This is a genomic window from Agromyces sp. NPDC057865 (genome assembly GCF_042796995.1).
Taxonomy (GTDB): Bacteria; Actinomycetota; Actinomycetes; order Actinomycetales; family Microbacteriaceae; genus Agromyces.
This window is the reverse complement of sequence record NZ_JBHVMJ010000002.1, coordinates 1,057,326-1,076,681: the sequence shown is the minus strand read 5'-3', so window position 1 is coordinate 1,076,681 and position 19,356 is coordinate 1,057,326. Positions and strand designations below refer to the sequence as shown.

General features: G+C 72.6%; 25 protein-coding genes. 14 read left to right on the top strand and 11 right to left on the bottom strand.

The genetic code is table 11. From position 1 onward, the window contains the following. Positions 1 to 135 precede the first annotated feature (135 nt). Together ACFVN5_RS12685 and ACFVN5_RS12680 are read left to right on the top strand one after the other, a co-directional pair. On the top strand, positions 136 to 273 hold the full coding sequence (locus tag ACFVN5_RS12685; RefSeq protein ID WP_376955565.1) for a hypothetical protein: 138 nt from the start codon (positions 136 to 138) through the stop codon (positions 271 to 273). Between the two features lie 113 nt (positions 274 to 386). Then, positions 387 to 1,874, top strand: a complete 1,488-nt coding sequence (locus ACFVN5_RS12680; RefSeq protein WP_376955564.1) for an FAD-dependent monooxygenase — start codon at positions 387 to 389, stop codon at positions 1,872 to 1,874. A 9-nt stretch (positions 1,875 to 1,883) separates the two neighbouring features. Here ACFVN5_RS12680 and ACFVN5_RS12675 read toward each other — a convergent pair whose 3' ends face one another. Both ACFVN5_RS12675 and ACFVN5_RS12670 read right to left on the bottom strand, forming a co-directional pair. Next, positions 1,884 to 2,474 carry a 1-acyl-sn-glycerol-3-phosphate acyltransferase gene (locus tag ACFVN5_RS12675; protein WP_376955563.1) on the bottom strand — a complete coding sequence of 197 codons (591 nt, stop codon included), beginning with the start codon at positions 2,472 to 2,474 and terminating at the stop codon, positions 1,884 to 1,886. A 57-nt stretch (positions 2,475 to 2,531) separates the two neighbouring features. Continuing rightward, a complete protein-coding gene (locus ACFVN5_RS12670; protein WP_376955562.1) occupies positions 2,532 to 2,951 on the bottom strand; it encodes a hypothetical protein in 420 nt (139 codons plus the stop codon). 237 nt (positions 2,952 to 3,188) lie between these two features. On the opposite strand from ACFVN5_RS12670, the gene ACFVN5_RS12665 reads away from it, so the two are divergent. The 5 genes from ACFVN5_RS12665 (at position 3,189) to ACFVN5_RS12645 (ending at position 6,492) form a co-directional block, all read left to right on the top strand. Beyond that, positions 3,189 to 3,713 (top strand): RNA polymerase sigma factor, encoded by a 525-nt coding sequence (locus ACFVN5_RS12665; protein ID WP_376955561.1) that lies wholly within the window; start codon positions 3,189 to 3,191, stop codon positions 3,711 to 3,713. An 87-nt stretch (positions 3,714 to 3,800) separates the two neighbouring features. Next, on the top strand, positions 3,801 to 5,153 hold the full coding sequence (locus ACFVN5_RS12660; protein WP_376955560.1) for a hypothetical protein: 1,353 nt from the start codon (positions 3,801 to 3,803) through the stop codon (positions 5,151 to 5,153). Positions 5,154 to 5,214: 61 nt separating this feature from the next. Then, a complete protein-coding gene (locus tag ACFVN5_RS12655; protein WP_376955559.1) occupies positions 5,215 to 5,364 on the top strand; it encodes a hypothetical protein in 150 nt (49 codons plus the stop codon). A gap of 64 nt (positions 5,365 to 5,428) precedes the next feature. Then, on the top strand, positions 5,429 to 6,187 hold the full coding sequence (locus ACFVN5_RS12650) for an MBL fold metallo-hydrolase (RefSeq protein ID WP_376955558.1): 759 nt from the start codon (positions 5,429 to 5,431) through the stop codon (positions 6,185 to 6,187). Between the two features lie 95 nt (positions 6,188 to 6,282). Beyond that, entirely contained in the window at positions 6,283 to 6,492 is a 210-nt protein-coding gene (locus tag ACFVN5_RS12645) for a dodecin (protein WP_376955557.1), read from the top strand. Here the strand turns inward: ACFVN5_RS12645 and ACFVN5_RS12640 are convergent. Beyond that, positions 6,464 to 6,979, bottom strand: a complete 516-nt coding sequence (locus tag ACFVN5_RS12640; protein ID WP_376955556.1) for a hypothetical protein — start codon at positions 6,977 to 6,979, stop codon at positions 6,464 to 6,466. The two genes, ACFVN5_RS12645 and ACFVN5_RS12640, sit on opposite strands and share 29 nt — an antisense overlap. A 159-nt stretch (positions 6,980 to 7,138) precedes the next feature. Between ACFVN5_RS12640 and ACFVN5_RS12635 the strand changes: the two genes are divergently transcribed. Together ACFVN5_RS12635 and ACFVN5_RS12630 are read left to right on the top strand one after the other, a co-directional pair. Next, positions 7,139 to 8,002 carry a DNA-formamidopyrimidine glycosylase family protein gene (locus ACFVN5_RS12635; RefSeq protein ID WP_376955555.1) on the top strand — a complete coding sequence of 288 codons (864 nt, stop codon included), beginning with the start codon at positions 7,139 to 7,141 and terminating at the stop codon, positions 8,000 to 8,002. 14 nt (positions 8,003 to 8,016) lie between these two features. Then, positions 8,017 to 8,565, top strand: a complete 549-nt coding sequence (locus ACFVN5_RS12630) for a histidine phosphatase family protein (protein WP_376955554.1) — start codon at positions 8,017 to 8,019, stop codon at positions 8,563 to 8,565. Between the two features lie 40 nt (positions 8,566 to 8,605). Here the strand turns inward: ACFVN5_RS12630 and ACFVN5_RS12625 are convergent, their stop codons facing one another. The 3 genes from ACFVN5_RS12625 to ACFVN5_RS12615 all read right to left on the bottom strand — a co-directional run bounded on the left by ACFVN5_RS12625 (position 8,606) and on the right by ACFVN5_RS12615 (position 10,418). Further along, entirely contained in the window at positions 8,606 to 9,397 is a 792-nt protein-coding gene (locus ACFVN5_RS12625) for a hypothetical protein (protein ID WP_376955553.1), read from the bottom strand. Between the two features lie 105 nt (positions 9,398 to 9,502). Further along, the gene (locus ACFVN5_RS12620; protein ID WP_376955552.1) at positions 9,503 to 9,883 is read right to left on the bottom strand and encodes a DUF4180 domain-containing protein; all 381 of its coding nucleotides are present in this window, start codon (positions 9,881 to 9,883) and stop codon (positions 9,503 to 9,505) included. 34 nt (positions 9,884 to 9,917) lie between these two features. After that, the gene (locus tag ACFVN5_RS12615) at positions 9,918 to 10,418 is read right to left on the bottom strand and encodes a MarR family winged helix-turn-helix transcriptional regulator (RefSeq protein ID WP_376955551.1); all 501 of its coding nucleotides are present in this window, start codon (positions 10,416 to 10,418) and stop codon (positions 9,918 to 9,920) included. Between the two features lie 40 nt (positions 10,419 to 10,458). On the opposite strand from ACFVN5_RS12615, the gene ACFVN5_RS12610 reads away from it, so the two are divergent. Beyond that, positions 10,459 to 11,421, top strand: coding sequence for an EamA family transporter (locus tag ACFVN5_RS12610; protein WP_376955550.1), 963 nt, complete (start codon positions 10,459 to 10,461; stop codon positions 11,419 to 11,421). On the opposite strand, the gene ACFVN5_RS12605 is transcribed toward ACFVN5_RS12610, so the two are convergent. After that, on the bottom strand, positions 11,399 to 12,142 hold the full coding sequence (locus ACFVN5_RS12605) for a hypothetical protein (RefSeq protein WP_376955548.1): 744 nt from the start codon (positions 12,140 to 12,142) through the stop codon (positions 11,399 to 11,401). The genes ACFVN5_RS12610 and ACFVN5_RS12605 overlap by 23 nt on opposite strands. 58 nt (positions 12,143 to 12,200) lie before the next feature. Between ACFVN5_RS12605 and ACFVN5_RS12600 the strand changes: the two genes are divergently transcribed. The 3 genes from ACFVN5_RS12600 to ACFVN5_RS12590 all read left to right on the top strand — a co-directional run bounded on the left by ACFVN5_RS12600 (position 12,201) and on the right by ACFVN5_RS12590 (position 14,218). After that, the gene (locus ACFVN5_RS12600) at positions 12,201 to 13,061 is read left to right on the top strand and encodes an Fpg/Nei family DNA glycosylase (protein WP_376955546.1); all 861 of its coding nucleotides are present in this window, start codon (positions 12,201 to 12,203) and stop codon (positions 13,059 to 13,061) included. A 62-nt stretch (positions 13,062 to 13,123) separates the two neighbouring features. After that, a complete protein-coding gene (locus ACFVN5_RS12595; RefSeq protein WP_376955544.1) occupies positions 13,124 to 13,708 on the top strand; it encodes a GNAT family N-acetyltransferase in 585 nt (194 codons plus the stop codon). 21 nt (positions 13,709 to 13,729) lie between these two features. Then, positions 13,730 to 14,218, top strand: a complete 489-nt coding sequence (locus ACFVN5_RS12590) for a nucleoside deaminase (protein WP_376955542.1) — start codon at positions 13,730 to 13,732, stop codon at positions 14,216 to 14,218. 54 nt (positions 14,219 to 14,272) lie between these two features. Here the strand turns inward: ACFVN5_RS12590 and ACFVN5_RS12585 are convergent, their stop codons facing one another. Next, positions 14,273 to 14,899 (bottom strand): hypothetical protein, encoded by a 627-nt coding sequence (locus tag ACFVN5_RS12585; RefSeq protein ID WP_376955540.1) that lies wholly within the window; start codon positions 14,897 to 14,899, stop codon positions 14,273 to 14,275. Positions 14,900 to 14,929: 30 nt separating this feature from the next. Then, positions 14,930 to 16,858 (bottom strand): chorismate-binding protein, encoded by a 1,929-nt coding sequence (locus tag ACFVN5_RS12580; protein WP_376955539.1) that lies wholly within the window; start codon positions 16,856 to 16,858, stop codon positions 14,930 to 14,932. 203 nt (positions 16,859 to 17,061) lie between these two features. Here ACFVN5_RS12580 and ACFVN5_RS12575 point away from each other — a divergent pair, with 203 nt between their 5' ends. After that, complete coding sequence (locus ACFVN5_RS12575; RefSeq protein WP_376955537.1) at positions 17,062 to 17,916, top strand: putative protein N(5)-glutamine methyltransferase; 855 nt, start codon at positions 17,062 to 17,064, stop codon at positions 17,914 to 17,916. 30 nt (positions 17,917 to 17,946) lie between these two features. Here ACFVN5_RS12575 and ACFVN5_RS12570 read toward each other — a convergent pair whose 3' ends face one another. Both ACFVN5_RS12570 and ACFVN5_RS12565 read right to left on the bottom strand, forming a co-directional pair. After that, a complete protein-coding gene (locus ACFVN5_RS12570; RefSeq protein ID WP_376955535.1) occupies positions 17,947 to 18,609 on the bottom strand; it encodes a phosphoribosyltransferase in 663 nt (220 codons plus the stop codon). 53 nt (positions 18,610 to 18,662) lie between these two features. Beyond that, complete coding sequence (locus ACFVN5_RS12565; RefSeq protein WP_376955533.1) at positions 18,663 to 19,229, bottom strand: carboxymuconolactone decarboxylase family protein; 567 nt, start codon at positions 19,227 to 19,229, stop codon at positions 18,663 to 18,665. Positions 19,230 to 19,356: the final 127 nt, after the last annotated feature.

Sequence of the window (19,356 nt, the reverse complement as noted above, 5' to 3'; positions counted from 1 at the left end):
TCCGGCCTCAGTCCCGAATGGCTCATCGGGGAGTGGACGATCCGCACCGGGCGCCTGACCATGGACACGTTGGTCGTCCCGATCATCGAAACCGTCGCGGGCTCGCGTCGACCGGCCGGAATCGATGAACGGCCCATGAGGAGTGAGACGATCATCGTCACCGCTCGCACCGAGACCGCGACGCTCGAATGGGCGATGCCGCGTCGATCCGACGGGCTCGCACTGAGGGCGTTGGGCGTCCCAGACTCCGCCGAGCGCCGTTCCCTCGGCTGAATCGTCGAGAGGACGCAAAGTGCCGCTTCTGGCGCGGGAAAGCAGCACATTGCGTCCTCTCGCGGCGCGGCCGACGCTGTGGGCGCGCCCCCGCGACGAGGAAGATGATCCCCATGACTGACGTGATCGTGGTCGGGGCCGGCCCCGCCGGCATGATGCTCGCCGGCGAGCTGGCGCTGGCGGGCGTCGACGTCTCCGTCGTCGAACGCCGTACCACCTCGGAGCTCGTCGGTTCGCGCGCAGGCGGCTTCCACTCGCGCACGATCGAGATCCTCGACCAGCGCGGGATCGCCGATCGGTTCCTTGCGGCGGGGCAGACGGCGCAGACGGCGAGGTTCGGGACATCCGTGCTCGACATCGGCGATGTCCCGACGCGGCATCCGTATGGCCTCGCGCTCTGGCAGAACCAGATCGAGCCGATACTTCGCGCCTGGATCGAGGAGCTGGGCGTTCGCATCGAGCACGGCCGCGAGGTGACCGGCTTCGTGCAGGACGACGACGGCGTCGACGTCGAGTTCGCCGACGGCGAGACGAGGCGCGCGAGCTACCTCGTCGGGGCCGACGGCGGCCGCAGCGTGATCCGCAAGGCCGCAGGCATCGACTTCCCGGGCTGGGAGGCCACGCGGAGCAACCTCATCGCCGAGGTCGAGGTGACGGGGGAGCCGCCGCCGGGGATGCGACAGGACGAGTCGGGAACGCACGGACTCCTGCCGATGCCGGGCGGACCGACGTACCGGGTCGTCACGACCGAGCGGCAACTCGTCACGGCCGCGGAGCCGACGCTCGCCGACCTCAGCAACGCGCTCACGGCGGTGTACGGCACGGACTTCGGCGTGCACGACCCGACCTGGATCTCGCGGTTCACGGATGCCACGCGCCAGGCCGCGAGGTACCGGAACGGGCGCGTCCTGCTGGTCGGCGACGCCGCGCACATCCACTACCCCGCGGGCGGCCAGGGCATCGGGCTGGGCATCCAGGACGCCGTCAACCTGGGATGGAAGCTCGCGCAGGTCGTGCAGGGCGCCTCGCCGGAGGCGCTGCTCGACACCTACACCGCCGAGCGGCATCCCGCGGATGCACGGGCACTTCAACTCTCGATGGCGCAGACGGTCCTCCAGCGCGCCGACCCGCGCACCGGTGCGCTCAACGAGATCATCGACGACCTCCTGATGACGGATGCCGCGCGCACGCAGCTCGCGGCACGTATCCACGGTCTCGACGTCGCGTACGACCTCGGCGCGGGGCATCCGCTGCTCGGCCGACGGATGCCCGACCTCGACCTCGACTTCGTGACTGCGGATGGCCCGACGCGGGTCTACGAGCTCCTGCACGATGCCCGGCCGCTGCTGCTCGACCTCGCCGGTTCACGCAAATTCGAGGTCTCACCGGGGGCGGACCGCGTGCGCATGGTGGGCGCGCGATTCGAGGGCGCCTTGAAGCTGCCCGTTCTCGGGGAGGTCGCACGGCCGACCGCCGTGCTCGTGCGGCCCGACGGCCACGTCGCGTGGGTCGAGGACGGATCCGAGGAGTCCCTCGCCGACGCGCTCACGCGCTGGTTCGGTGACGCATCATCGCCCACCGCCGACCCTGGCCAGAGCTGACGGACAGGCTCAGTCGACCTCGGACCCGTCCACCGCGTCCTCCGATCGCAGCCGCGGCTCGGTGCGAAGGTGCGGTCGCAGGCCGGCCTTGTCGGCGTAGAACGCGCGGATCCGGTCCATGTCGGCGGGCACGTCGCCGGTGAGCTCGATGGTCGGGCCGAGGCCCGTCGTCATCGTCGTGCGGTCGACGTAGCCCAGCGTGACGGGCATGCCCGTCTCCCGGGCGATGCGATAGAAGCCCGACTTCCAGTACTCGTTCGCGCCGCGAGTGCCGTCGGGCGTCACCACGAGGCCGAACACCTCGCCCGAGTGCACCCGGTCCACGACCTCGCCGACGACGCGGCCGGGGTCGGAGCGATCGACCGGGATGCCGCCGAGTGCCCGCATGATCGGGCCGCGCCATCCGGCGAACAGGCTCTTCTTGCCGAGCCATCGAACGTCGATGCCGAGCCGCCAGGCGATGCCGAGCATGAGCACGAAGTCCCAGTTCGACGTGTGCGGCGCGCCGACGAGCATGGTCGGGCGATCGGGCGCCGGCTCGCTGACGAGACGCCAACGACTCACGGCCCAGTAGACGCGGGACACGAGTCGTCGGAGCATCCGGCAACCGTATGCCACGCCGCATGTCCGCCGCGGCATGCGATCCAGTGGCGCGACTCAATCGCCCGCGCCCGCCTTCCGCGCGAACCCCGCGAACCGCTCGTGCACCTCGACGCCGCTGCCGCCCAGCATCGCCGCCTTCTGCTCGAGCATCTCGAGCGCGCGGTCGCTGATCGACCCGTAGACCTCGACCCCGGTGAGGGTGATCATGTCGGCCAGGCTGCGGAACTGCTCCCGGCCGACCTCGAGGTGCAGCTCGAGCGATTCGCTGTCGGGGTGCACGGCCGTGACCGTCATGCGTCGGGATGCCGCGTCGAGATGGAATCCGTAGGCGATGAGGCGCGGCTCGAGCTCCTGGATCACCCCGACGACCCGACGGATTCCCTGCTCCAGCTCCCCGAGGCGCCCCTCGTGGATGTCGGAGTGGTCGAGGTAGACGATGACGTCCGCGTCGAGAGGTGCGGGTTCGCCGGCCATGTGTTCACGGTACTCCGCGGGGGCCCCGGCGGCGTTGATGCATCCGGTTGCGAGGGGACGCGAATCGCCGTGCGACAGGGCGCGAAAGCGGCGATCCGCGTCCCCTCGCGGCACCGCGCATGCGGGAGACGCGAAGTCCGCGACCGGCACGTGCAAGACTCACCGCAGTGGCGACACATCCTCTACGTGAGGACTCCGAACGCCGCAGTGGAAGCCGACCTGAGCGAGGGGGTGGCGATGGCCGACGGTGCCGACGCGACATCCGATCGCCCCGACGACCTCGCGTGGTTCACCGACGTCGTGCGCGAGCACTCGACCGCGCTCGTGCGGTACTTCGCCCGTCGTGGCCCCCGCCAGGACGCGGAGGACCTCGCCGCCGACGTGTTCGTCACCGCCTGGCGCCGTCGCGACGACGTGCCGCGCGACGCCGCGCTGCCCTGGCTGTACCGCACCGCCGGCTTCACGCTCGCGAACCACCGGCGCAAGATCGTCGACCTCCCCGTCGACGAGGTGCCCGAGGCCGGCACGGCGCGCGTCGCCGACGACCCCGAGCTCAGCGCGCTCTTCGACGCCGAGCTTCGTGGCGCGCTCGCGAGCGTCGGCGAACGCGATCGGCAGATCCTGCTGCTGCATGCGTGGGAGGGCCTCGACGGCGAGGAGCTCGCCGCGGTGCTCGGCATCTCGCGATCGGGGGCGGATGCCGCGCTGTCCCGTGCCCGCAAGCGCCTCCGCGAGGCGTGGGGCGAGCGACTCTCGTTCTAGTCGCCGCACGCGGTCACGGCTCCGTGCAAGGTCGGGGCCGCTCGCGACACATCCATCAGTGAACGGATGTCACGGAGGGTGATCGACATGAACGACCGGCACGACGACGAACTCGACCCCGTCGAGCGCCTCCGGGCCGCCGACCCCGCCGCGAACGTCGAGCCCAGCGCGGGCTTCACCGACGGGGTCGTCGCACGAGCCGCAGCGGATGCCGCGGGCGAGGGTGCCCAGGCGGGCGAGGCGACGCCCTCCGAGACTCCGGCCGTCGCCGACCTCGCGGCCGAACGCGCACGCCGCCGCAACCGCTGGCTGACGGCCGCGGCCGTCGCGGCATCCGTGCTGATCATCGGCGGCGGTGGGTACGCGATCGGCGCGACCACGACCGGAACGAGCACGGTCGCCGGCAGCGCCGCGCCGCCCATCTCGCTGCAGTCGGGCGTCGGTGCGGCGACCGAGCAGGGCGTGCCCCAGCCCGACGCGGCGGCCGGCGCCCCCGAGAGCAGCAAGATGTCCGCCGGATCGGGTGCGACCGACCGAATGCTGCCCTACGGCTACGGCCGGAACGTCTTCAGAGCGTCGGGCCTCTCGACCGACGAGGGCACGGCGACCGCGTACGCCTACGACGCGCGCTCGGCGTCGAACGCCGAGACCGTCGGCGCGCTCGCCGCGGCGCTCGGCCTGTCGGGCACGCCCGAGCTCAAGGACGGCGGCTGGGTCGTCGGCCCGCAGGACGGCACGGCGCCGTCCCTCTGGGTGGGCCTCGACGGCACCCTCTCCTTCTCCTACTGGGACCCGCAGCTCAACCCGTGGCAGTGCGCGCCCGACGCGACCGTCTGCGAACCGACCGGGACGGCACCCGGCGAGGCCGCGGCGATCGACGCCCTGCGCTCGCTCATCTCGTCCGCCGGGCGCGACGCCGGGTCCTTCGAGTACGCCTCCCAGGTCTACGAGGGCTCGCCGACGCGCACCGCGCAGGCGTGGCCGCTCGTCGACGGGCAGCGCACCGACCAGGGCTGGTACCTCGAGCTCGCCGAGGGCGGCATCGTCAACGCATCGGGTTCGCTCGCCGAGCCCGTGCAGCTCGGCGACTACCCGATCGTGAGCGAGCAGGAGGCCTTCGAGCGCCTCTCCGACCCCCGCTTCGGCGCTCAGGTGATGGCCATGCCGTTCGCGGCGCAGGAGGCGAAGTCGGCCGAGTCGGCCGCGCCCACCGAGTGGGTCCCGCCGACCGAGCCGCCCGCGATCCCGGCCGACGGCACCGCCATCTCGTGGCCCGTCAACGAGGTCGAGATCGTCGACGCCCGCCTCGGGCTCGCGACCCAGTGGCAGCCCGACGGCAGCGTCCTCCTCGTGCCGGCCTACGAGTTCACGGATGCCGCGGGCGGCACCTGGTCGGTCATCGCCGTCGCCGACTCGAAGCTCGATTTCGCGACCGAATAGCCCTCGACCGGGGGTCCCGGCACACGTAGCGCTGGAGCGGACGGATGCGTACCCTTGGCAGATGCTCGCATGCCCGGAACACGACCTGCCGGTCGAGCGCCACGAGGACGTGGACGCCCTGGACACACGACTCGGCCGACGCGCGCCCCAGGTCTGGTACACCTGCAACGAGGGGTGCCATCTCTCGGGGCAGGAACTCGTCGACGACTAGCGATCGCCGGCCACGACGTGATCGCCGTCCGACTCGCGCCGGACGGGTGGACAGGGGTGGAGCGATGATGAAGCAGGTGGCCGACGGCGTCTGGGTTCGCCAGAGCGAGTGGGTGTGGTCCAACTCCACCGTGGTGCGCGTCGACGACGGGGTGATCCTCGTCGATCCCGGCATCGACGGTGCCGACCTGAACGCCCTGGCCGATGAGATCGATCGACTCGGCCTTCTGGTGATCGCCGGGTTCTCCACGCACCTGCACTGGGACCACCTCCTCTGGCACGAGCGCTTCGGCGACGTCCCGCGCTACGCCACGGCTCCGTCCGCACAGGCGGTCGACGCGGTGCGCGATCGAGCGCAGGCGATGGCGGAGGAGAGCGCCGAGGGCGTGCCGCTCGAGCTGATCGGGCGGCTCACCGCGCTGCCCGCCGACGGCGGCCCGATACCCGGCGAGCTCATCGAGCACGAGGCCCACGCCATCGGCCACGCCGCGGTCCTGCTCGCGGACCGTGGGGTGCTCATCGCCGGCGACATGCTCTCCGACGTGCTCATCCCGCTCCTCGACTTCCGTCGCGACGGTCAGGTCGACGCCTACGAGGTCGCCCTCGACCGGCTCGGCGCGGCCGCCGCGGACGTCGACGTCGTGATCCCCGGCCACGGCGCCGTCGCGGAGGGTCCCGAGGTGGCTTCTCGCCTCGCCGCCGATCGTGCGTACATCGACGCGCTGCGGCGCGGGGTGGAACCCGACGACGCCCGCCTGGAGCAGGAGTGGCTCGCCGGTCCGCACCAGGGCAACGTGGAGCAGGCGCGACGCTCGTCGGAGTGATCGTCGGAGGCATCACGAACCTCCTCTACCGGCGTCGGCGCGGCGAGGGCTAGGGTCGAGGCATCCCGCGACGGCGCGGGGGTGGGGAGCCGGCCATGAGCAATCACGTCTACCGCGTCACCGAGATCGTCGGGACCTCTCCCGAGGGCATCGACACCGCGATCCGCAATGCGATCTCCCGCGCGACCAACACGCTGCGGCACGTCGACTGGTTCGAGGTCGTGTCGGTGCGCGGCGAGGTCGAGGGCAACGACGTCGCGCACTACCAGGTCACGATCAAGGTGGGGTTCCGGCTCGAGGACTGACCTCGCCGACGAGGGGTCCCGACACCTCACGCCGCAGGCGCGCGTCGATCGGAAGCCGCAGCCCGAGCCGCTGCAGCTCCGCGGCCATCCAGGTGCGTCGACGTCCCGTGCGGAACCGGTGCACGAGCCAGCCGACCAGGATGTCGGCGACGCCGCCGATGTAGACCAGCCAGAACCACCACTGGTGACCGGGCGCCGCCAGCAGGTACACCACGCCCACGATCAGCACCACGATCCCCGCTGCGTACGCGACCGAGCCAACGGAGCGCATCGTCGGGAGCAGCGGCGCGGCCTGGCGGAGCGCCCACACGGTCGCATGGTCGTCGCGCAGCTGCTCGAGGAGCCGGCGCTGCGTCGACGGCGGCATCGCGTCGAGCACCGAGGTGAGGCTCTCGGCCCGCCGGAGGTCGTCGGCGTTCGAGTGCAGGCGCGGCACGATGATGGCTCCGGCGAGCGTGATCAGCGTCACGATGATCGGGATCACCATGGCGTCCACGGTCGACGGACCAGCGACTTGGACCTGAAGCATCCTCGTCTTCCCCCTGGGCACAGGCTAGCAGCGCATCCGATCCCGCCGACAGTCGCGGCAGCTCCCGGATCGCTGCGGGGCGTGGCGGTTGTCGTCGGCCCGTGCGAGGCTGGGCGCATGCCCGAGTCACCTGAGGTGCAGGCACTCGCCGACGATCTCGGCCGCCGGCTCGCCGGTCACGAGATCCTCGGCGTCGACGTGCTCGAGTTCCGGGTCACGAAGACGCGGGCGCGTCCGCTCGAGTCGTTGATCGGCCGCCGCGTAGCGGGTGTCACCAGGCGCGGCAAGCTGCTCGACTTCGCGCTCGACGACGACGCGCACCTCGTCGTGTCGCTCGGGCGGCACGGCTGGGCGCGCTACGGCGGCGCCGAGGCATCCGTCACCGAAGCGCCGACCGGCGAGGCCGAGCCGCCGCCGCCCGCCCTGATCGTGCTCGAGTTCGACGACGGCACGACGCTCGAGCTGACGGATGCCGGTGACTGGATCTCACTCGGCGGCTGGGTGGTCGACGACCCCTTCGAGGTGCCCGCCGTGGCGAAGCTCGGCCCCGACCCCGCCGACCCGGCGTTCAGCCGGGCGGACTTCGACGCCGGCGTCGTCGGCCGTCGCAAGCAGGTCAAGGCCGTCCTGCAGGAGCAGGAGTCGCTCGCGGGCATCGGCAACGCGTACTCCGACGAGATCCTCCACGCGGCGCAGGTGTCGCCCGTCGCGCACGCCGCGTCGCTCGGTGGCGATGAGCTCGACCGCCTGTTCGAGGCGACGGTGGGCGTCATCTCCGAGGCCGTCACGGCCCGGAGCGGCGTCCCGATCGACCAGCTCAAGGCCGCCAAGATCGCGTCGATGCGCGTGCACGGGCGAACGGGGGAGCCGTGCCCGCGGTGCGGCGACGAGATCCGGGACTTCTCGTTCGCGAGCACGACGGCGCAGTACTCGGCGACGTGCCAGACGGGCGGCGACGTGCTGCCGCTGCGCGAGTCCTGACGACGGGTCTCGTGGTGGACGCCCGCATCCTGCTCGTGCGGCACGGCGAGACCGACTGGAACACCGACGGACTGGTGCAGGGCCGCAGCGACCTGCCACTCAACGCGCGCGGTCTCGTGCAGGCCGCCGAGGCGGCTGCGGCGCTCGTGGGTCGCGGCATCCGTCGTGTGGTCAGCAGCCCGCTGCAGCGGGCGACGCAGACCGCCGAGGTCATCGCGGAGGCGCTCGGCCTCGACGGCTTCGACGTCGACGACGACCTCGTCGAGCAGGCGTTCGGTCGCGCGGAGGGGTTGCGGTGGGCTGATGCGACCGCGCGCTATCCCGAGGGCGTGCCCGGCATGGAGGACCGCTCGTCCGTGGTCGCGCGGGCCGTGGCGGCGCTCGAGCGCTGGGCCGTGCCGGGGGAGACGATCGCGGTGGTCACGCATCGCGGCGTCATCAACGCGCTGCGCCTCTCGGTCGGCGAGCACCCCGACACCGTCACGCCCGCGTTCGGGAATGCCGCGATCCACGAGCTCGTGCTCGCCGACGGGCGACTGCGCGCCGTCGAGGAGCCCGGATGACGTCCCGATGGCGACCCGATGACGACCAGGGCGAGCGCGCTCAGTCGGGCGATCCGAGCGGGCCCGTGCCGGTCCCGTCGGGCACGGTCCGCACCTCGAGGAGCTCCTCGCGGCCGCTGCCGCCCGACGACGTGAGCGTGAGCACCGGCCCGACGCCGGTGGCATAGAACTTCAGCTCCTCGACGGTCGGCTCGAGCGGTGTGGTGTCGCGGGTGAGCAGAGCGCCCTCGAACGCCCCGTAGGGCACCTCGACGAGCTCGGTGACGCCGAGCACGGCGCCCTCGTCCTCGGCCTCGCCCGCGAGGTACTCCTGCCGGTACGACATCCCGGGTTGCGGACCGGCCGGCAGCGCGATGCCCGGCAGTGCGCCGTCGACGCCTGCCTCGAAGCTGCCATCGCGCGACACGACCCGGCCGCCCTCGAACTCGGCGGTGTCCTCCCCGAGGTACCAGATGGCGCCGTCGGCGTCCTGGGCGTACCAGTCGAACGTGTCCTCCACGAGCTCGTCGCCTCGCGTCACGCTGTCCCGCACCACGCGCGCCTCGATGCCGTTCGCGATGCGCTTCGTCTGGGAGGTCACGGTGACGTGCACCGTGAGGTCGCCGGCGGGGTCCGTCTCGCGGTAGACCCACTGGGTGCCCGGCTTCATCGGCCAGTACGGATTGTCGATGTCGGTGGTGAAGTCGGCCGGGTCGAGCGAGACCGGCTCATCGCTCCGGGGGAGTGACGACGGCGCGGCCGCGTGCTGCGGGGAACCGGTGCAGGCGGTGAGCAGCGCTGCGGCGACGGCGGCGATCGCGACCGGTGCGGTCCTCGTCCTCCTGGCGTTCATGGGATGCCTCGATTCCGACGCGATGGATCCTCACTCCAGGATGCGCCGCGACGCCGATCGCCGCGATCGGCGTTCAGGCGAGGTTCAGCCGGGTTCAGCGTCCCTTCAGCGGGAGCGTACTCCCGCGCGATCCGAGAGCCGGCGCTCGAGGTCGGCCTCCGACTCGACGAACCACACGTGGTCGGCCCGGTTCGACTCGCGCACGTAGTCGCGCAGCGCATCGCTCTTCGCGACCTGGTCGCCGATGTCGCCCACCACGGCCAGGCGGATGCGGTAGTTGACGAGCTTCTGCGTGATCTCCCCGGCGATGCCGGTCTTCAGGCGGAAGAACTTCGGATCGAGGCGCTCGACGGGCACCGCCACGAGCTCGGCCTGGTGCGACCAGGCCGATCCCACGAGGTCGGCGGCGTCGTCGGGCGTCGAGATGGGCTCACCCTCGGAGTCGAGGAGGAGCACGCGGACGCCATGCTGTTCGTCGATGCGCATGAGACGACCATAGCCCCCGGATGGGGGTGGCGGGTCATGTTTCGTAGTGCGCCAGCCACGTGGCGAGCAGGCGCTCGAGGGTCGCGGCATCCGTCGCCGACAGGGCGTCGTCCAGCAGCCGACGCTCGTTCGCGACGTGGGCCGTGAATGCGCGATCGATGAGCTCGCGCCCGGCGTCGGTGAGCGCGATGACCCGACCCCGCCCGTCGTCGGCGCTCTGCCGGCGGCTCACGAGCCCGCGGGCCTCGAGTCGGTCCAGCCGCTTGGTCATCGCACCCGTCGTGACCATGGTCGTCGCCGCGAGCTCGCCCGGAGTGCGCTCGAAGGGAGCGCCCGCCCGTCGCAGGGTCGCGAGCACGTCGAACTCGCCCTCGGCGAGATCGAACGTGCGGTAGACGGCCACCAGGTCTTCGGTGAGGTGGTTCGCGAGGCGATGCAGGCGGCCGAAGACGCCCTGCGGCGCGAGGTCGAGATCGGGTCGTTCCCGCTCCCACTCGGCCATGATGCGGGCCACGCGATCGGAATGCTGCTCCATGCCTTCCATAGTAGCTTCCGGGGAAGCTATAATAGCTTCCATGGAAGTTAGTTGGCGGTGGACCATGGTGGCGATGATCGCGCCGATCGCCTGGGGCAGCACCTACTTCGTGACGCGGCAGTTCCTGCCGGCCGACATCCCGCTGTGGGGTGCGGTGCTGCGCGCCCTGCCGGCCGGCCTGCTCCTCTTCGTCGTGCGCCCGCGGATGCCGCGTGGCGCGTGGTGGTGGCGCGCCCTCGTGCTCGGGGCGTTGAACATGGGCGCCTTCTTCGTGCTCGTCTACCTGGCCGCGCAGCTGCTGCCCACGAGCATCGCCTCGATGATCATGGCCACCTCGCCGATCGTGATGATGCTGTTCGCGTGGCTCCTCGTGTCCGAGCGGCTGCGGGTGCTCTCGCTCGTGGGAGCCGTCGTCGGCGTGGCCGGCGTCGTGCTGATGCTGATCGGCGGCGCGGCATCCGTCGACCCTTGGGGGGTGGTCGCCGCGGTGGCCGCGATGACCATGGCGTCGTTCGGCTACACGCTCGCGAAGCGCTGGGGCGGCGACGTCGACGCGATCTCGCTCTCGTCGTGGCAGCTCATCGCCGGCGGCGTCCTGCTCGTGCCGTTCGCCCTCGTCTGGGAGGGCGCGCCGCCCGCGCTCGATCCGCCGGCGATCGCCGCCTTCGCCTACGTCGGCGTGGTGGCGACGGCGATCGCGTTCGTCGCCTGGTTCAGTGCCCTCCGCCGCCTCGATGCCGGCGCGGTCGGCCTGATCGGCCTGCTCAACCCCGCGACGGGCGTGCTGCTCGGCACGCTCGTGGCCGGCGAGGCGCTGTCGGCGAACCAGGCGGGCGGCATGGCGCTCGTGCTGGTCGGCATCGTGATCGGGCAGCCGGTCGCCGCCCGCGTGGTCGCCGCATGGCGGCGTCGGCGGCCGACGGATGCCGCGGCGCCCGGGTCGACGCCGAACCCGACGTCGCCGCCCCGCCGGGAGCTCGCTACGGCGAGCCGAGGCACGTGACCTGGTTGATCCACCCGTACGCGTAGTCGTCGTTGCCGTAGACGACCGGCGTCGCCTCGCCGGCCACGACGTCGTCGATCTCGATCGTGTCGGTGACGTCCGGCACGAGCGCGTCGGCGTCGTTCGAGAACCCGAGCTGCACCTGCAGCGTCGCGCAGTCCGACTCGGTGAAGAGCGCCGCCTCCCAGCAGCCCTGTTCGTGCTCCGTCGAGCACTCGGCGTCGTAGCGACCGTCCGTGTAGAACTCGAGTGCGGCCGGGAAGGCGAAGTACGTCTCGCTCGACTCGAACCGTTCGACGCCGTCCTCGTCCGGGCCGTTCGAGCCGTTCGACTCCTGTGCCTCCTCGATGGCCTCCTGCGCGGTCGTCGCCGCCTGCGTCACGAGGTTCACGGCGCCGATGGTCCCGAAGGTGATGAGGGCCAGGAGCGCGACGCCGCCGGCGACGATGGCGGCGATCGCGCCGCCCGAGAGACCCCGCTTCCGTGGCGGCGCGGCCGCGGCATCCGTCGCCGTCGCCGTGCCGGCCTCGTGCAGCAGCACCTGCCGCGCGGTCGCGAGCGTTCCCGCCCACTGCTCGGCCTCCCGCCGCTGCGTCGAGTCCTGGTACCGCGACGGATGCCGCGCCCAGTACTCCTCGGAATAGGCGCGCTCGACGAGCTCGACGGTGAGGGGTGCGTCGGGGAAGATGCGCAGCACCTGCCGCGCCGTGATGGGGTCCACAGGGTGATCGTAGGGCGAGAACGGCCGTGATGTGGCCGGAGGGTGAGACGATGTCATGGTGCCCGAGCTGCCCGAGGTGGATGCGCTCGTGGGATTCCTCCGCGAGCGCGCCGTCGGCCGTGCCGTCACGGGGGCGACGGTCGCGGCCATCTCGGCGCTGAAGACCTTCGATCCGCCGCTGCAGGCGCTCGCCGGGCGCACGATCGACGGTGCGCAGCGGCACGGCAAGTTCGTCGACCTCGAGCTCGGCGACCTGCACCTCGTCTTCCACCTCGCTCGCGCCGGCTGGCTGCGCTGGTACGAGGAGCTGCCGAAGACCGTGATCCGACCGGGCAAGTCGCCCATCGCCCTGCGTGTCCGACTCGACGACGGCTCGGGGTTCGACCTCACCGAGGCGGGCACCAAGAAGTCGCTCGCGGTCTACGTCGTGCGCGATCCCGCCGAGGTGCCCGGCATCGCCCGGCTCGGTCCCGACCCCACGGCGCCCGACTTCACGCTCGACGACTTCACCGGGATCCTGAAGGGGCGCCGCACGCAGATCAAGGGGCTGCTTCGCGACCAGTCCGTCTTCGCCGGCGTCGGCAACGCGTACTCCGACGAGATCCTGCACAATGCGCGCATGTCGCCCTACGCGCTCGCCGCGAACCTCAAGCCCGACGATGTCGAGCGCCTCTACCGGGCGCTGCGCGACACGCTCGCCGAGGCCGTCGCCGGCGCAGCGGGCCGGCCCCCTGAGGAGTTGAAGGACGGCAAGCGCAGCCGCATGCAGGTGCACGGCCGCACCGGGCAGACGTGCCCCGTCTGCGGCGACACCGTGCGCGAGGTCATCTTCGCCGACTCCACCTTCCAGTACTGCCCCACTTGCCAGACCGGCGGCAAGCCGCTCGCCGACCGCGTGCTCTCGCGGCTGCTGAAGTAGCGCGCCGCCGCCGTCTCCGGCAGCTCGCTCCGATGTCGGATGCCGCTGCGAGACTGTGAGCGATGACGTACCTGCACACCCGTCGCCTCCTGCTCACGTCCCTCACGCTCGACCACCTCGACGACTACCACCGCGTCTACGGCGACCCGCGCACGTGGGAGCACCTCCCGAGCGGTCGGCACGCCGATCGCGCGCAGTCCGCCCGTGCCATCGAGCGCTCGATGGAGAGTCGGCGCGCGCACGGGTTCGGTCACCTGGCCGTCACGCTGCGCGAACCCGTCGGCGACCTTCCGCCGGGCGGATTCATCGGCACGGCCGGCGCAGCGATGCTGCCGTTCGGCGCGTGGAACCTCGGCTACCGGTTCCTGCCCGAGGCGTGGGGGCGCGGGTTGGCGGGCGAGGCCGCCGCCGCGTCGATCGAGGCCGCCAGGTCGACCGCGCCCGACGTGCCGGTCACGGCGCGCGTCCTGGCGAACAACCCCGCGTCGATCCGCGTGCTCGAGCGACTCGACCTCGAGCTGGTGTGGCAGGGCGCGTCGACGACCGAGCCGAGCGGGCCCGACGACACGACCCACCTCGAGCGGCTGGTGTTCGCCGACCGCCCGCTCGACGACGCCATGCTCGCCGAGGTCATCGCCCTCGGCTGATTACCGGGGCAGACTGCATCCATGGCCATCTCCGAGACCGACCTCGTCCACCTCCGCCGTGCCGTCGCCCTCGCCGAGGAGGCAGCCGACGCCGGCGACGGCCCCTTCGGCTCCGTGCTCGTCGACGCCGACGGGGTCGAGCGCTTCGCCGACCGCAACCGCGAGCAGAGCACCGGCGACCCGACGCGGCATCCCGAGATCGAGATCGCGCGCTGGGCCGTCACGCACCTGACTCCCGCAGGCCGCGCGGCCGCGACCGTGTACACGTCGGGGGAGCACTGCCCGATGTGCTCCGCGGCGCACGCCTGGGTGGGCCTCGGCCGCATCGTGTTCGCTGCGTCGTCGGCGCAGATCACCGAGTGGCGCGCAGCGGCCGGCGCCGGTCCGTCGGCCGTGGCCGCGCTGCCGATCGCGGTCGTCGCGCCCGGCCTCGACGCCGAGGGTCCGGTCGACGGCCTCGCCGACGAGGTGCGCGTGCTGATCGAGCGCGAGGCCGCGGCTGGGGCGTGACGCGCCGACGGGCGACGAAGCGTCCTGCTCCGCCGCCCGCCGAGGTCGTTCCGCCTAGATGTGGCGCCCGCTCTCCGTGTTGCGCGGCTCCGGGGACGCCGCCTGGGCGTCGAGCGTGGCCCGCTCGTCGCGCGCGGCCTGATCGCGCTCGGCGGCCGTTCGCTCGTCAGAGCCCGCGTCGCGGTCGTCCGTGGCGGCCACGCGGTCGTCGTGCAGTGCCGTGCGGTCGTCGCGGGCCGCGACGCGCTCGTCGGTCACCGCGGTGCGGTCGTCGGCTCGTGCCTCCGCCGTCTCGGCGCGGGCCGCGTCCTCGTCGCGCACGACATCGGGGTCGACCTCGTCGGCCTTGCGCATGCGCTCGTCGGTCTGGGTGCGCAGCTGCTGCGCATCCGCCTGGTGCGCCGCGCTCTCTCGCTCGAGTCGCTCGGCCTCGAGCTTCGCCTGCATCGCGTCGGCCTCGGCCTGCTTCGCCGCGGCGGCCGCGGTCGCGGCATCCGCTTCGCGCTCGCGGCGCGAGACGTCGGACTCGTAGGCGTCGCGGCGCAACTCCTCGGCCTTGCGGCGCTCGGATTCGAGGTGCGCCTCGCGGCGGCGCCGGCTGGTCATGAGCACGACGACCACGATGATCGCGATGACGACGATGATGCCGACGATGATCCAGATGATGGTGCTGGTGTCCACAGGGAACCGCCTCCTCGGGTCGGGTCACGTTCAGCACATCCCGTGCGACCGCATGTCCGCAACGCCTTGCCAAACACCGCGGAGTGCGGGATCATCCGCACGCGCCGGCCGCGGTGGCCGGCTCACGAAACTCCTCCTGACCTGCGAGTACGCCGTCGACGAGTCGCTCCAGCACCGCGAGCCCGTCGGGCGAGGTGACCGACTCGAGGTGCCCCTGCACGGATGCCACGCCGGACCCGCGCAGCGCATCGACGACGCCGGTCGTGGCATCCGCGGCCACCTCGAGCCCGAGCCTCGGCGTCGTCGAGCCCGCCGGCGCGACGGCCGAGAAGGTGTTGTGAAGCCGATCGCCGCGCGCTGTCCGAAGACGTCGACCTCGAGCTGCACGCCCTGCCGCGGTGCGGGCAGGGGCGCGATCCCGAGTCCGGCGAGGTCGGCCAGCAGCTGATGGCTGAGGCAGACCGCGAGCAGCGGTCGCTGCGTCTCGAGGCGCGCCGCGATGAGGTCGCGCAGGCGCGCGATCCGCGGGTCGGAGCGGTCGCGCGGATCGCCGGGACCGGGTCCGAAGACCACGAGGTCCTCGGTCGGATCGTGGTCCACCGCGTGCCATTGCGCGACCCGGGCGTCGAGGCCGAGATGGCGCAGCTGGTGGGCGAGCATGGTCGTGAAGTCGTCGCCGGCGTCGATGACGAGGGCGCTCGTCGCCTGCGAGGGCCGCGCCGCCTGCGGTGAACGCCAGAACGCCGCGAGCCGGTCGTTGCGCGCCTTGAGCAGCGTGTCGAGGTGGTCGGCCTCGAGACCCCGCTCCGGTGCCGACGCGCGCCGCAGCGCTCCGAGCGCCGTGAGCACGCCCGCCGCCTTCGCCCGGGTCTCGGCGACCTCGCCCTCGGGGTCGGAGTGCCGCACGAGCGTCGCGCCGACGGGCACGCGCACGCGGCCGGCGCCATCGAGGTAGGCGGTGCGGATGAGGATCGGCGCGTCCACGTCGTAGCCGCCTGGTCGGGGCGTGAAGCGGGCGAGCACGCCGGCGTAGTAGCCGCGCGGGGTGGGCTCGTGCCGTGCGATCACCGCGCAGGCGTTGCCCATCGGCGATCCCGTGACCGTCGGCGCGAACATCGTGCGCCGGAGCACCTCGCGCGGGTCGAGCGCGGAGCGACCTTCGAGCAGGTACTCGGTGTGCGTGAGCCGCGACATCCGCTTGAGGAACGGGCCACGGATGCGCCCGCCCTCGGGGCACACCGCGCTCATCATCTTGAGCTCCTCGTCGACCACCATGACGAGCTCCTCGCGCTCCTTCACGTCGTCGAGGAACGCGAGCAGGGCATCGTCGTCGCGTGCCGCATCGCCGTGCCGGAACGTGCCGCTGATCGGGTTCATCGAGACGACGCCGTCGATCGAGGAGACGTGCCGCTCGGGCGTGGCGCCCACGGCGGCGAGCCCGGGCGTGCTGAGCGCGAACGTCCAGTAGGCGCCGGTCTCGTGCTCGAGGAGCTGCCGCAGCCAGCCCAGCACCGCCTCGGCGGGCGAGGCATCCGTCGAGCCGGTGAACTCGCGCCGGATGACGAAGTTGGCGCCCTCGCCCCGGCCGATCTCGTCGTCGATGACGTGACGCACCACGGCCGCGTAGTCCGCGTCGCTCACGTCGACCTCGAGGTCGCCGACGACCACCGGATGCCGCGGCAGCACCGCGATCGCCTCGTCGACGTCGAGCGACTCGCGGTCGCGGACGACGAGGCAGCGGATCGGCGCGCCGTCGTCGTGCGCCGCGAAGCCGCGCTCGCGCACCTGCCGGAAGGGCACGAGGGCGAGCACCTCCGCTCCGTCGAGCGGGATGTCGGCGAGGCGGTCGACGTCGACGACGTCGCCGACGAGCACGTCGAGCACCGGTTCGTGCTCGCGGTGGATCACCGCGAACGACGGCGCGTCGGCGGCGAGGAGCGTGTGGAGCAGGCGGGTCATGTCGGTCTCCGGTCGGGCCCTCGGCCGGAAACGTGCCCGCACATGCGAGACGACCGCCCTCGGGCGGTCGTCGTGCGTCGGTGTACGCGTGAAGGCCGCCTAGGAGGCGGGCCACCAGGTGCGGATCGACGCGGTCATGACGAGCACTCTATGGCATGCGCACCTCGGGCGCACCATGCGGGACGCGCCGTTACGATGCGAGGGTGCAGCCCCACCCCAGCTCCGACGACCGGCCGACGACGCCGTCGACGTCCGAGCCCGATCCCGTGGTCGTGGCGCGCCTGCGCGCCGCCGGCTGCGTCTTCGCCGAGGACGAGGCGGTGCTGCTCGCGGCCGAGGTCGACGGTCGAGCGGATGCCGCGACGGAGCTCGAGCACCTCGTCGCGCGCCGCGTGGCGGGCGAGCCCCTCGAGCAGGTGCTCGGCTGGGCCGAGTTCGCCGGACTGCGGATCGTGGTGGAGCCCGGTGTGTTCGTGCCGCGCCGCCGCACGGAGCTGCTCGCGGCGGAGGCCACGCGGCTCGCGTCTGCCGTTTCGGGGCGACCGGCGGTCGTGGTCGACCTCTGCTGCGGTGCCGGCGCGATCGGCGCGGCCGTCGCGGCCGGGGTCGCTGCCGCCGGAGGTCGCGTCGAGCTCGTCGCCGCCGACGTCGACCCCGCCGCGGTGCGCGCCGCCCGCCGCAACCTCGAGCCGATCGGAGGCCTGGTCGTGGAGGGCGACCTCTTCGACCCGCTGCCGGAGGAGATCCGCGAGCGGGTCGACGTGCTCGCCGTGAACGCGCCCTACGTCCCGACGGCCGAGATCGGCCTGATGCCGCCCGAGGCCCGCGACCACGAGGCGCACGTCGCGCTCGACGGCGGGGACGACGGCCTCGACGTGCACCGGCGCGTCGCGGCATCCGCTGCGCAGTGGCTGGCGCCGGGCGGTCACCTGCTCATCGAGACGAGTCGCGGTCAGGCGGCGCGCACGACCGCGCTGGTCGAGGCCGGCGGACTCGAGGCGCGCGTGCTGCGCGACGACGAACTCGCGGCGACCGTGGTCGTCGGCCGCCGCCGCTGACTGCTCGGATGCGGCGGTCCCACGACCGGCTCAGGCGCCGCCCGGTTCCTCCCGGCGCGCATCCTTGAGGATCCGTTGCACCTCGGCGTCGGACGTCTGCCGGAAGTCGAGGTAGTGCATGCCCACCGCCATGAAGCCCGGCGGGGTCGACAGGCACACCACCTCGTCGACCTCGGGCATGGCCGCGAGCTCGGCCATGCTGTCGGGCGCGCCCACGGGCATGGCCAGCACGACGGATGCCGCGCCGAGCTCCTTCGCGACGACCGCGGCGACCCGCGCGGTCGCACCGGTCGCGACCCCGTCGTCGACGATCACGGCGGTGCGTCCCGTGAGCTCCACGGGATCGGCGGTGCCGCGGAAGCGCACGACCCGCGCCTCGAGCTCCGCGCGCTCCTTCCGTTCGACGGCGGCGAGGTCGGCGTCGCGCACCCCGCCGTACCGCAGGACGTCGTCGTTGAGCACGCGGGCGCCGCGCTCGCCGATGGCCCCCATGGCGACCTCGGGCTGTCGCGGAAGGCCGAGCTTGCGCACCACGAGCACGTCGAGCGGCGCGTCGAGCGCCGTGGCGAGCTCGGCCGCGACCGGGACGCCGCCCCGCGGCAGACCGAGCACGACCGGACGGTGCAGCGCACGGCCCGCGAAGGCCCGCGCCAGACGCCGGCCCGCGTCACGTCGATCGGTGAAGTGCTCCATGTCGTAGCATCCGTCCGCCCGCCGCCGTGTCGCTGTTCCCGGTCGGCTCCCGTTCAGATCCCGGAGACGAGCGCCGCCCGGAGCGGTTCGCTCAGCGACGGCGCCTCGTCGACGTCGACCGCCAGCGCCTGCAGCATCCGTCCGAGGTAGACGCGGGCGGCGGCCGCGATCGCGATGTCGACAATCTCCTGGTCGCTGAAGCCCGCCGCGCGCAGCCGCAGCGAATCGGCATCCGTCATCGCTGCGGCATCCGTCGCCACCCGCTCGGCGAACGCCATCATCTCGACCTCGGCGTCGGTCAGGCCCGCGTCCCGATAGTCGCGGGCGATGCGCTCGAGCTGCGCCTCCTCGAACACCGAGAGCGACTTCACGCCGTGCGCCAGCCGGCAGTGCCGGGAGCCCGTGGCATGGGCGGCCGCGAGCGTGACGAGCTCGTAGCGGCGGATGCCCAGCGGAATCGCGACCGAGCGCGTGAGCGCGACGAACGCGCGGTCCGCCGCAGGGTTCAGCGCCATCGCGCGGGCGTGCGTCGGGATGTACCCCGACGACGCGCGTTCCTCGTCGTAGATCGCGGCCACCTCGCCGGTGGCCTCCTCCTCGGGCACGGTCGGCACGATCATCGCTGCACCTCGGTTCGCGTCGCTGGGATGGCCTCATGCTCGCACGCGACTGCGTCGGACGCCACCCCTCCGAGATGCCCCGATTCCCGCCCCGAAACCCCGCCGAACCGCTCGCGCGAATAGCCTG